This window comes from Lysinibacillus fusiformis (assembly GCF_016925635.1).
GTDB classification, from domain to species: domain Bacteria; phylum Bacillota; class Bacilli; order Bacillales_A; family Planococcaceae; genus Lysinibacillus; species Lysinibacillus fusiformis_F.
In genome coordinates, this window is the sequence record NZ_CP070490.1 from 2,878,125 (window position 1) to 2,890,970 (window position 12,846).

The window sequence follows — 12,846 nt, forward strand, 5'->3', positions numbered from 1 at the left end:
TCTTTTTACATCTTTTACTTTAAGAATACATTTTAGACATATGTTTCTGTTGCTTACATAAAGGATGTAGTGATTTTTAGTAAAAAAATTAAAGGTGTGATATTAAATGAGCTTAATGTTAGAAGTGAAAAACCTTAAAACTGGTTTTGATATAGATGGGGAGATTTATCATGCTGTTGATGATGTTTCTTTTTCAGTCAAATCTGGTCAAATTATTGGGGTAGTCGGTGAATCTGGATGTGGAAAAAGTGTCATGTCACTTTCGGTTATGCAGCTTCTTCCAAAAGGGATTGGCAAAATTACAGGCGGAGAAATTAGGTTTGAAGGCAAAAACATAGAAAATTATTCTAGTGATGACATGAATAAGATTAGAGGAAAAGATATCAGTATGATTTTCCAAGAACCCATGACATCTTTAAATCCCGTTTTTACAATAGGTTCACAAATACAAGAGATTATCTTAAATCACTCTAAAATGTCAAAGGCAGAAGCTAAAAGTAAAGCAATTGACTTATTAAAACAAGTCGGTATACCGAGAGCTGATCAAATTGTAGATGAGTATCCACACCAATTATCTGGTGGTATGAGACAAAGGGTTATGATTGCCATTGCCATTGCTTGTCAACCTAAACTATTAATTGCAGATGAGCCAACTACGGCACTTGACGTGACAGTACAAGCTCAAATCTTAGATTTATTAAAGACAATTCAAGCAAAGAATGATATGTCCATTGTGCTTATTACACATGATTTAGGTGTCGTAGCCGAAATGTGTGATGAAGTAATCATTATGTACGCAGGAAAAATTGTAGAACGAACAAATGTAGATAATTTGTTCCACAACCCTCAGCACCCTTATACAAAGCTATTAATGGCTTCTATACCAAGAATCGATGATGAAGTTGAAAAATTAACGACCATTCAAGGGATTGTACCTTCGTTAAAAAATATGCCTCAAATAGGTTGCCGGTTTGTGGATAGATGTCCTTCGGCTATGCCTGATTGTAGAAATGTTACGCCGCAACTTTCCTTTATAGATCAGGGACATGAGGTATCGTGTTTACTTTATGAGAGTTGTGATACTAGAAAGGGTGTGAGCTGACAGCATGAATGAAACAATCGTAAAACAAGAAAAGGAAAACTTATTAGAAATTATAGATTTGAAGACATATTACCCAATTAAAGGTGGTTTTTTAAGGCATACTGTCGGTCATGTAAAAGCAGTGGATAACATTTCTTTTACCATTAAAAATGGTGAGACATTAGGGCTAGTGGGGGAATCCGGTTGTGGAAAATCTACAACTGGACGTACAATTTTAAGATTATTAGACTCAACAGATGGAAAAATTATCTTTGGCGGTAAAGATATTACAAACCTGAGAGGGAGATCTTTAAGGGATATACGAAAAGATATTCAAATGGTATTTCAGGATCCCTACGCCTCATTAAATCCGATGCAAATGGTTGGGAGTATTGTTGCAGAGCCCATTATGAATTTCAGCAACAAATCATTGAAATCATTAAAAGGCGAGGTAATGGAACTATTAAGAAAAGTAGGCTTACCTGAAGATGCCTATTATAAATATGCGCATGAGTTCTCAGGTGGTCAGCGTCAGCGTATTGGCATTGCTCGGGCACTTGCACTTAGACCAAAGCTCATTATAGCAGACGAGCCTGTTTCAGCCTTAGATGTATCTGTACAATCACAAGTTCTTAATCTATTAAAAGAACTTCAGGATGAGTTTGATTTAACTTTCTTGTTTATCGCGCATGATTTAAGTGTGGTCAAGCATATGAGCGATCGAATCGGTGTGATGTATCTAGGAAATATTGTAGAGATAGCCGATAAGGAACATATTTATGATGAGCCGTTGCATCCTTATACACAAGCTTTAATCTCTGCAATACCAGTGCCAGATCCGAGAAAGAAAAATAGTCGTATTGTTTTAGAGGGAGATATACCAAGTCCTGCTAATCCACCAACAGGCTGTCCATTCCATCCAAGATGTCCAAAGGCAATGGCAGAATGTTCATTAACGAAGCCTGCTTTAAAGGAGGTGAAGTCAGGGCATAGTGTTGCTTGCCATTTATATTAAAAACTAAAAACGGAAAATAGTTAGTTATTGACAAAATAAAATTACGGGGGGAAAAAAATGAAAAAATCAGCATTATGGTCATTTATGCTCTTACTAGTTATGGCATTATTTTTAGCCGCATGTAATACTGACTCGACAACAACAGAGAAGGAAAATGAAAAGGATACAAGCGGGGATACAACGACAACAACGGATGAACCTTCTACAGAGGGTGGCATCGTAACATTTGGTACAGATACGGCACCTGAGGGCGTATATGATCCAGCTTTTTCAGGTAGTATTGTAGACAGCTATATTCAAGGCTTCACGATGGAAGGAATCTATGATGTAAATGATAATCTAGAATATGTTCCTAACTTAGCTACATGGGAAATTAGTGAAGATAAATTAACGTATACTTTTACATTCCAAAAAGGTGTAAAATGGCATAATGGTGAGGAATTAACAGTTGATGACTGGGTGTTTGCATTAGAGACTCTAGCTGATCCTGATTATGCTGGACCTCGTTTTAATTATGCAGAAGGAATTAAAGGGGCAAAAGCTAAAAAAGAAGGTAAAGCTGATAAAATTGAAGGTATTGAAGTTGTTGATCCATATACAGTAAAGATCACTTTTGAACAAGTGAAAATTAATAATTTAGAACAACTCTGGTCAAACCCAATGCCGAAGAAGCACTATGAAGGTATTGCGGTAAAAGATTTAGAGGAATCTAAACAGGTTCGTGAAAACCCTGTAGGCTTAGGGCCATTTAAAGTGAAAAAAGTTGTAGATGGAGAGTATTCTGAATTAGAGCGTTTTGATGATTACTGGAAGGGCAAACCACAGCTTGATGGCGTTATTGTAAAAGTAATCGACCCATCATTAGCAACTGGTGCGTTCCAAAACGGAGAAATTGACATTATGGATATTAGACCACAATCCGTAAAAGAGTTAGAAGCATTAGGCAATGTACGTATTGAAGAAACTAATGGTGTGGGCTATTCATACATCGGACTTCGTTTTGGCCACCGTGATAAAGCGGCGTTAAAAAATGTGGCAGATTTTGATAAATTTAATGCAAAAGAATTACGTCAAGCATTATTATATGCAATTAACCGTCCAGCAATGATCGATGCTTTCTTAGAAGGAAAAGCAACAGTTGCCAATACTGTGATTCCAACTACTTTCTGGACTGCTGCGCCAGAGGCAGAATTAAATCAATATGAATTCAACCTAGAGAAAGCTAAAGAGCTATTAGCATCTGCTGGCTATGTAGATAAAGATGGCGATGGTTTCGTAGAAGATCCGAAAGGTCAGCCATTTAAAATTTCATTTGGTCACTATGCAGGTTCAGCAGCATTTGAAGGTCGTGCCCAAGCAATTGTTCAATCTTGGAATGATATTGGTGTAAAAACAGAATTAGCTACAGGTAGTTTAATTGAGTTTAACTTATATAATGATATGAAAGACAATGATGATGCAGCATTAGAAGCGTTCTTCGGTGCGTGGAGTATGGGTTCTGATCCAGATCCATCAGGATTATGGGGGAATAACGCAGAGTGGAACTATGGTCGTTGGGTAGATCCGAAAAACCAAGAATTATTAGATAAAGGCTTAAGTGAAGAAGCGTTTGACAAAGACAAACGTATGGCAACATATGTTGAATGGCAAAAATACTTCAACGAAGAATTACCTGCACTTCCTTTATGGGAAAACCTAGATTTATATGGTATAAATAATCGTTTACAAGGTGTTCATGTCAACGCTGTTGGCTTCCAAACGGATGTTTATAAATGGCATATTAAAGAATAAGCTATCGTGTAATTTAATTCTGCTAACTAAGTCCTTGTAAAGAGGGCTTAGTTAGTAAATTTATAGATAAGGAGATGTTACATGCTTCAATATACACTTCGACGACTACTTGGCATGATCCCATTGTTACTCCTTATTTCGTTAGTGGTATTCTTTTTAGCAAAAATGATGCCAGGAGATGCATTTGCGGGTGAAATTGATCCTTCTAATACGAATCCACAATACATCGAAGAAATGAGAGAAAAATTAGGCTATAACGATCCTATTATCCAGCAATATGGCAGATGGATTGTTAATTTTATACAAGGGGATTTTGGTAAATCAACTGTTTATAAAAAACCAGCGGTAGAGATTATTGCACAGCGCATACCTAATACCATATTTTTAGCTCTAACATCGTTAATTTTCACCTACATATTTGCATTTATTATGGGCATGTATGCTGGTAGAAAACCTTATACACTTGGGGACAATTTGATTGCAACTTACAATTACCTAGCTTTAGCCATTCCGTCATTTGTAGCGGGAATTGTAGCCATTTACTTTTTCTCGTTCAAGTTAGGTTGGTTCCCATTTAACGGTTCGGTGGGCGTTGGGTTAGAGCCAGGAAATTTTGAGTACTATCTAAGTAGATTCCACCATGTTTTACTACCTGCGCTTATATTAGGATTGATGGGAACAGCATCCTATACACAATTTTTGCGAAATGACATTATTGAAAATAGTAGAAAAGACTTTGTAAGAACTGCGAGAGCAAAGGGAACAAAAGAATCGAAAATTTACAACAAACATATTTTACGAAATTCTATTATTCCTCTTATTACGTTCCTTGGTTTTGATATCGCCACATTAATCAGTGGTGCGGTAATAACAGAAACTATCTTTACGTATCCTGGAATAGGTGCTCTCTTCCTAGAATCTGTGGGAAGAAGGGATTATGCAGTCATGATGTCGATCACAATGTTACTTTCGTTTTTAACACTTTTTGGGAATTTAGTAGCGGATTTATTATATGGTGTAGTAGATCCACGTATTAGATTGGATTAAGGAGGGGGAAATATGACATTGGTAACGGATCAAAAAGTATTAACGCCAAAATCGCCAAGGAAAAGCCCCTCGCCATGGGTAATTGCGAGACGAAAGTTCTTTAAAAATAAACTGGCCTTGATTAGTCTTGTATTTCTACTAACAGTTATTATCTTATCGTTTCTAGCTCCATATATCACAACCAAAGATATTGTCCGAGTTGATTTTATGCAAATAAGTAAACCACCATCTAGTGAAAATTGGCTAGGAACAGATACAAATGGACGAGATGTGTTTACAAGAATGCTTTATGCTGGTAGATCCTCCTTAACTGTAGGATTAAGCTGTATGTTCTTTATTGTTATAATTGGAACTACAGTCGGTGCCATTTCGGGGTACTTTGGCGGAAAAGTAGATCAAATACTAATGAGATTTACAGATTTTATCTTAATGTTTCCGTTTATGATTTTTGTCATTGTTTTAAACCAAATTCTAATTGGAAAAGTATCTGGTCTATGGACTTTGATTTTTGTTATCTCACTGTTAATGTGGGGATCTGTTGCAAGGATTGTACGAAGTAGGGTGCTTGCTGAAAAGGAAAATGAGTATATATTAGCAGCTCAATCAATAGGCTGTAAATCCTCAAAGATTATTATCAAGCATTTACTACCTAATGTTGCTTCGACGATTATTGTACAAGCAACATTGCTGATGGCCGTAACAATCGTCGCTGAATCTGGTTTAAGCTTTTTAGGATTGGGTGTACCAGCAGATACGCCTAGTTGGGGGAATATGCTATCCGAAGCTAGAAACTCAGAGGTATTAAAGGAGAAGCTTTGGATGTGGGTACCTCCTGCGACAGCTATTACGCTAGTAATTTTGTCGATTAACTTTATTGGAGAAGGATTAAAAGATGCGTTAAATCCAAAATCAAGAAGGTAATCATAAATTGAATATTAAATAAGTGACAAGAAAATAGGGCACCTTTAAATGTAAAAATCATTGCATTTAAAGGTGCCGAATTTTATAAAGGATGATAGTTTAATGCATAGTAGTCCTTACAGACCCAGAAATATTGTTTTTGAGAGCGAATAAACAGCATATAGCTTGTCTTTTATCAATTATGGTCTAATCACACAAGGCTTTGGACTATGACATGGACCTGGATAGGCAGATGCAGTGGTTGAACCAATACTAATTAATAATATTGTAAAACAACACGTAGCAAGAAGAAGTTTCATACTTTTTTTCATTTGAATACACCCCTTTATTCATATTAACTATATCTTAATATATTCCCTGATTTTTTAAAATATAATTTACAAAAATGGTATTTATTAACTACTTATTTCATGTAAAATAAAGGAGAAGGGAATTATAGTTCATTGAAAGACAGTGAAATTATTTAGGTTTACACTAATGGGGATATGGGTAATAAAGAAATAAACTAAAAAAAACTCCCATCACAGTAGTTAAACTGTCGACAGGAGTTATAATTTTTATCGATTAGCAATCCAAGTTTTTACTAGATCAGCAGTACCGTAAACATAATGCTGATCACCTACTTCATGGTAAGATGCACTTTCGTCAACCTCTGTATGCTTGTACTGAATACGTTGACGGCGCTTCTCTGACATTGGATCAGGAAGTGGGATAGCTGATAGTAAAGATTTTGTATATGGATGAACAGGGTGATTGTAGATATCATCTGCTTTACCGATTTCCATGATTTTACCGCGGTACATTACAGCAATACGGTCACTGATGTATTTTACCATAGATAAGTCATGGGCAATGAAAAGATATGTTAAGCCACGTTCTTTTTGTAGTTGTTTTAGTAAGTTAACAACTTGTGCTTGGATGGATACGTCAAGTGCAGAGATTGGCTCATCGGCAATGATAAACTTAGGATCTAAGCTTAGTGCACGGGCAATCCCAATACGTTGACGTTGACCACCAGAGAATTCGTGTGCGTAACGATTCGCGTGCTCTTTGTTTAAACCAACAGCTTCAAGTAATTCTTGGATTTTCGCACGACGTTCTTTTTTATCCTTGTAAAGGCCATGGATATCAAAGGCTTCACCAATGATCTCGCCAGCTGTCATACGAGGGTTTAAAGAAGCGTAAGGATCTTGGAAAATCATTTGCATTTGACGGTTAAATTTCTTTAACTCATTTTTAGATTTTTTTCCATGGACATTTTCACCATCGAAAACAATCTCGCCACCTGTAATATCATATAATCGAATGATTGAACGACCAGTAGTTGACTTACCACAACCTGATTCACCCACAAGACCAAGTGTTTCACCTTCGTAAACGTCGAAGCTGATACCATCTACAGCTTTGATAGGATTACTTGGCGAACCAAAATGCTGCTGTAAATTTTTGATTTCAAGAATTTTTTTCGCACCAGTTTTAGTCATTTTCTTGTGCCTCCTTTGCTAAATACCCTTCAATACGTTTAGCAACCGCATCTGGAAGAGGAATCTTTGGTGCATCAGGATGCAACAACCAAGTTTTTGCAAAATGTGTTTCACTTACTTGGAACATTGGTGGCTCTTGTTCATAATCAATCGCCATAGCATACTCGTTACGAGCTGCAAATGCATCACCCTTAGGTGGATTCGTAAGATCTGGTGGTGAGCCTGGAATCGTACGTAATAGCTCATCAGTATCATTATCTAAATCTGGCATTGAACCAAGTAGACCCCATGTGTAAGGATGCTTTGGATTATAGAAAATATCATTCACAGTACCATATTCTACGATTTGGCCAGCGTACATTACTGCTACACGGTCAGCGATATTCGCTACTACACCTAAATCGTGTGTAATGAAAATGATAGATGTTTTCGAGTTTTTCTGAATTTCTTTCATTAATTCTAAAATTTGCGCTTGAATTGTTACGTCTAGAGCTGTTGTCGGCTCATCGGCAATTAATAGCTTAGGATCAGCTGCAAGGGCAATGGCAATTACAACACGTTGACGCATACCACCTGAAAATTCATGTGGGTATTGGTTATAACGTTTCTCAGGGAAGGGAATACCTACCTGTGTTAAAAGCTCAATGGCACGTTTTTTGGCATCGTTTTTAGAAACCTTTTTGTGTTGCAAAATTACTTCAGTTATTTGACGTCCGACCTTCATTGTTGGATTCAAACTTGTCATTGGATCTTGGAAAATCATTGCAATTTCATTTCCGCGTACTTTAGACATTTCTTTATCAGTTAATGGAACTAAATCACGGCCATTGAATAAAATTTGTCCTGACTCATAAATACCAGGTGGCTGGGGAATTAGTTTCATTAACGCATTACTCGTAACACTTTTACCAGAACCAGATTCACCTACTATAGCGAGTGTTTCACCCTCCTTTAAATCAAAGTTAACACCACGTACAGCATGTACAAGTCCTGCATAAGTTTTAAAGTTAATTTTTAAATCTTTTACTTCTAGAATTGTTTTACTCATTTCGGCCACCTCCTTATTTACGTAGTTTTGGATCTAGAGCATCACGTAAGCCGTCACCAACTGCGTTAAACGCAAAGATTGTTAGTGAGATAAATACCGCAGGGAAAATCAAGCGCCATGGAGCATTGGCAATGGCTTTATTACCATCAGAGGCCATTGTACCCCAAGAAGCTGTTGGAGCAGGAACCCCAAGACCAAGGTAACTTAGGAATGATTCAGTGAAAATAGCAGATGGAATTGTTAAAGTCATCGTTACTAAGATTGCACCAAGAGCATTCGGAACTAAGTGTTTAATAATTAAATGACTTGTACTAGCACCTAATGTACGAGCAGCAAGAACATATTCTTGATTTTTGATAGATAATACTTCACCACGAACGATACGTGCCATGTTAATCCATCCAGTGATGGATAGGGCAACAATCATAGGAATTAAACCAGGTTGCATAACAACTAAAAGTACAATTACAACTAAAAGGTAAGGTACAGCTGTTAAAACGTCAGCAATACGCATCATGATGTTATCAACGCGACCGCCTGCTAAGCCTGAAATACTTCCCCAAATAACACCGATAATTAAGTCAATAATCGCTGCTGCAATTCCGATAAATAGGGAAATACGAGCTCCTTCCCATATACGAACGAAGATATCACGACCAAGGTCATCCGTCCCAAACCAAAATTGTGCAGATGGTGGTGAGTTGTAAACACCTAGCTGATCACTTGCTTTATATTGAGAAAACATTGGTACGAATGTAGCCATTAAAATAACAATGATTAAAATAATTACCCCAATGATGGCTAATTTGTTATGAGAGAAACGGAGAAATACTTCTTTCCAAAAGGAGACTGATTTGTCAGCTAATTTTTCCGTTGCTTCATGATTACCACCAACAATTTTAAACTTATCTTTTTCAATTTGTTGCTGTGTCATTATTTTTTCGCTCCTTTCAGTTTAATACGCGGATCAATCACACTATATAGAATATCAACGATTAATACCGCAAATAAAAGGATGATGGAAAAGAACACTGTCGTACCCATAATGACTGTATAGTCACGGTTTGTAATACTTTGGACGAAGTGTTTACCAAGTCCAGGAATAGCGAAAATTTGCTCAACAATGAAACTACCTGTTACAACACCAGCTGTTAATGGACCAAGATAAGTTACGACTGGTAGAAGGGCATTTCGTAATGTATGTCGGAATACAATTGTCCATCTTCCAATACCTTTAGCGCGAGCCATTTTAACATAATCACTATTGTTTTGCTCAAGCATACTTGAACGTGTTAATTTTGCGATAAAGCCCATATGAGTTAAAGCGATTGCAAGGGCAGGCAGTATACTATACTGAAAGCCTTTCCATCCACTAATAGGGAACCAGCCTAGTTTAAAGGCTAAGAAATACTGCATTAAACCCGCTAAGATAAATGAAGGTACTGATATAAATAGCACCGCAAAGGACGTTGCCAAATAATCCGGGAACTTATTATGATATAGCGCGGAAACTACGCCAATTAAAATACCGAATCCAATTGCTAATAGCATAGCTTCAATCCCTAATGTTAAAGAAACAGGGAAACTTTCAGAAATCATATCATTTGTAGAACGCGCTTTATATTTCATTGACTCACCGAAATTGAAAGTGGCCGTATCGATTAAATAATCTTTATATTGAATATACCAAGGGTTATTTAATCCATACGTTTCGTTTAACTTCTCCTCAATTTGAGGTGGGAAATTACGTTCACTCGCGAAAGGACTACCAGGAGCGAGACGCATTAAGAAAAACGTAACCGTTACGATGACGAAAAGCGCGAGAAGTATATACATCAGCCTTTTCAAAATATATTTAATCACATAAAACTCCTCCTTCTATTTGTCAATTTTCAGACAAATATATGCCTTCGTATTTTAAAAAGAGCTGACTCGCGCCGAAGTGGCTACGAGGCAGCTCTTCGCTGTAGAGCTAAATAAGCGAATTATTGTTGATTATTTCTCTACTTTAACCTCTTTAAGAGAGATGTTACCAAGGATGTCTGCCTTCATGTCTTTCACATAATCTTGTATTACAGAAAGGTTCGTGTAGTAGTAAATTGGAACAACTGGGAACTCAGAAACAGCAATTGATTCAGCTTGTTTTAAAAGCTCAAGGCGCTTCGCTGGATCTGCTTCTGTATTAGATTGATCTAATAATTTTTTGTATTCTGCATTTTCCCAACCTGTATCATTGTTACCGTTTGCAGCAGTGTCATACATTTCTAAGAATGTATAAGCATCGTTGTAGTCACCAACCCAGCCCATACGGCCAACTTGGTAATCTAATTGGTTAAGTTTTTCTAAATAAACTTGCCATTCAGAGTTATCTAGACTTACAGTGATACCAAGGTTTTTAGTCCAGCCCTCTTGAACGTATTGTGCGATAGCAGCGTGTGCTTCACTTGTGTTGTAAGAAAGGTTAATTTTTACATCTGCTGGGTTTGTAATACCAAGTTCTTTCATACCTGCTTCAAGTGCTGCTTTAGCACCTTCGATATCGTTATCTTTGTAGTAACCACGGTCTTCTTCAAAGCCGTGAACAGCAGTAGGAACCATACCTAATGCAGGTTTTTGCTCACCTTTAGTAATGTTGTCAATTAAACCTTGACGATCAAGTGCTAATGCTAACGCTTTACGGATGTTAGCGTTTCCAGTGATTTTATCTTTTGTATTTAGCTTGTACCAGTAAACAGAAGCTTGGTCATTGATATTTAATGTACCATCAGCTTTAAATCCATCGATAGCATCAAGTGCTACAGTTTGGAAAGGTGCTCCAAGGTAATCAATTTCGCCACCTTTGAACATTGTTACTGCTGTTGCTTCAGATTCAACCATACCGATATTAACTGTGTCTAAAGCCACTTTATCAGCATCCCAGTATTCTGGGTTTTTCTTTAATACGATTGTATCGTTGTGTCTCCACTCATCTAATACGAATGGTCCGTTTGTTACAAAGTTTTCACCAGCATCTGTATACCACTCATCATTACCTTCAACTACTTTTTGGTTTAATGGTGCATATGTTTTGAATGCTGTTAATTCTAAGAAGTAAGGTGTTGGGTTTTCTAAAGTTACTACTAATGTTTTCTCATCTTCAGCTTTAACGCCTACATCATCAGCAGAACCTTCACCATTGTTGTATGCTGCAGCACCTTTAATTGAGTAAAGGATTGAAGCATATTCAGAAAGATTGTCTGGGTTTAATGCCCATTTCCAAGCGTATTCGAAGTCACTAGCTACTACTGGATCTCCGTTTGACCATTTTGCATCACGTAATTTGAACGTGTAAGTTTTTAGGTCTTCGCTAACTTCCCAGCTCTCAGCCGCAGCTGCAACTGGACGAGCGTCTGCATCAAGTGTTGTTAATCCTTCAAAAGTATTTGTAAGAATAACACCAGAAGTTGTATCTGTTGCTAATGCAGGATGAAGTGATGGTGGCTCAGAAGCTACTACTACGTTTAATTCGCCACCTGATGAAGTTGTTTCTTCTGTAGAACCAGAATCTTTTCCTTCGTCTTTTGGTTTGCTAGACGAATCTCCTCCACCAAAGCCACATGCAGCAAGTACTAAAGAAAATACTGCAAGAACTGTTAGTAATAAAAACTTTTTGTTTTTATTCATGTGAATCCCCCTTATACAATTTTTAAGCCTTTTGTGAAGCTCCTATTTAATATACCAAAAAAATCATTGTGTACAAAATAAAAAAGATTCGAATTTATATAGTATTATCTGACATTTAGGAGAATAATAAATTTTTCCGATTTATCACGCTAAAGAGACGAAGTGCATATATATTAAAAATTTGATATTTACATATTCTGAATATCAAAAATAAAGTAAAAATAAAAAAATGATTTACTATACGGAAAATTCCTATTTTTTTGATAATATTATCGATATTTGAAAAATGAATCAAAAGTCATGGATGTAATACCTTGAGGAATTTGTATAGATTTGTAGAAAATCTATGTAAAACTCAGTGAATTAGTTTCTTTTACAGGTAATTTCTTGTAAATTATGATCGCGAAACATGATTATTTTTATCTATTAATGATATATAAGAAACTTGTTTTGTATTTTTCTAGGATTATCCAATTGTGGGGAAGGAAAAGAAAAAAATGAGCATTTGTATGAAAAAAGGTACCCATACTAAGAAAAAAATGGATTTAGCGACAAGCTAGTTTACGAGATTAAGTTTTTTTGAAATAATTTTAGAACGAATGGTGTATACATGCATATATGCAACTCTATTCTGTTTTATTCATCAATCAAATTTTAAAAGTATTGCTTTATTATAACCAATATTTTTCCAGGTTGAGCCCTATTAATAATATTGTTTTTTTGAGGATGTCATTTGTCTTACTGTAGAGGATTGATTATGCAAATAATTACTAAAAATCTGTTTATTAACCTAATG

Annotated in this window: 10 protein-coding genes; 5 read left to right on the forward strand and 5 right to left on the reverse strand. The window is 36.3% G+C overall.

Translation table 11 applies throughout. The annotated features are described in order from the left end of the window. Window positions 1–106: 106 nt before the first annotated feature. The 5 genes from JTI58_RS13985 to opp4C all read left to right on the forward strand — a co-directional run bounded on the left by JTI58_RS13985 (window position 107) and on the right by opp4C (window position 5,855). Window positions 107–1,102, forward strand: a complete 996-nt coding sequence (locus JTI58_RS13985) for an ABC transporter ATP-binding protein (RefSeq protein WP_205441881.1) — start codon at window positions 107–109, stop codon at window positions 1,100–1,102. A gap of 4 nt (window positions 1,103–1,106) precedes the next feature. Next, window positions 1,107–2,096, forward strand: a complete 990-nt coding sequence (locus JTI58_RS13990; RefSeq protein ID WP_205441882.1) for an ABC transporter ATP-binding protein — start codon at window positions 1,107–1,109, stop codon at window positions 2,094–2,096. Between the two features lie 57 nt (window positions 2,097–2,153). Next, window positions 2,154–3,887, forward strand: coding sequence for an oligopeptide ABC transporter substrate-binding protein (opp4A, locus tag JTI58_RS13995; RefSeq protein ID WP_205441883.1), 1,734 nt, complete (start codon window positions 2,154–2,156; stop codon window positions 3,885–3,887). Between the two features lie 81 nt (window positions 3,888–3,968). Continuing rightward, a complete protein-coding gene (gene opp4B, locus JTI58_RS14000) occupies window positions 3,969–4,934 on the forward strand; it encodes an oligopeptide ABC transporter permease (RefSeq protein ID WP_205441884.1) in 966 nt (321 codons plus the stop codon). 12 nt (window positions 4,935–4,946) lie between these two features. Beyond that, entirely contained in the window at window positions 4,947–5,855 is a 909-nt protein-coding gene (opp4C, locus tag JTI58_RS14005; protein ID WP_205441885.1) for an oligopeptide ABC transporter permease, read from the forward strand. Between the two features lie 557 nt (window positions 5,856–6,412). On the opposite strand, the gene JTI58_RS14010 is transcribed toward opp4C, so the two are convergent. From JTI58_RS14010 to JTI58_RS14030, 5 genes are all read right to left on the reverse strand, one after another. Continuing rightward, entirely contained in the window at window positions 6,413–7,339 is a 927-nt protein-coding gene (locus JTI58_RS14010; RefSeq protein WP_205441886.1) for an ABC transporter ATP-binding protein, read from the reverse strand. Continuing rightward, window positions 7,332–8,387: an ABC transporter ATP-binding protein gene (locus JTI58_RS14015; protein WP_205441888.1), complete on the reverse strand. Its 1,056-nt coding sequence runs from the start codon at window positions 8,385–8,387 to the stop codon at window positions 7,332–7,334. The genes JTI58_RS14010 and JTI58_RS14015 overlap by 8 nt, the downstream gene beginning before the upstream one ends. A 13-nt stretch (window positions 8,388–8,400) precedes the next feature. After that, window positions 8,401–9,321, reverse strand: a complete 921-nt coding sequence (locus tag JTI58_RS14020; RefSeq protein WP_243456036.1) for an ABC transporter permease — start codon at window positions 9,319–9,321, stop codon at window positions 8,401–8,403. Continuing rightward, on the reverse strand, window positions 9,321–10,250 hold the full coding sequence (locus JTI58_RS14025) for an ABC transporter permease (RefSeq protein ID WP_205441889.1): 930 nt from the start codon (window positions 10,248–10,250) through the stop codon (window positions 9,321–9,323). Before JTI58_RS14025 ends, JTI58_RS14020 begins: the two co-directional genes overlap by 1 nt. A 132-nt stretch (window positions 10,251–10,382) precedes the next feature. Continuing rightward, window positions 10,383–12,050: a peptide ABC transporter substrate-binding protein gene (locus tag JTI58_RS14030; protein ID WP_205441890.1), complete on the reverse strand. Its 1,668-nt coding sequence runs from the start codon at window positions 12,048–12,050 to the stop codon at window positions 10,383–10,385. Between the last annotated feature and the right edge of the window lie 796 nt (window positions 12,051–12,846).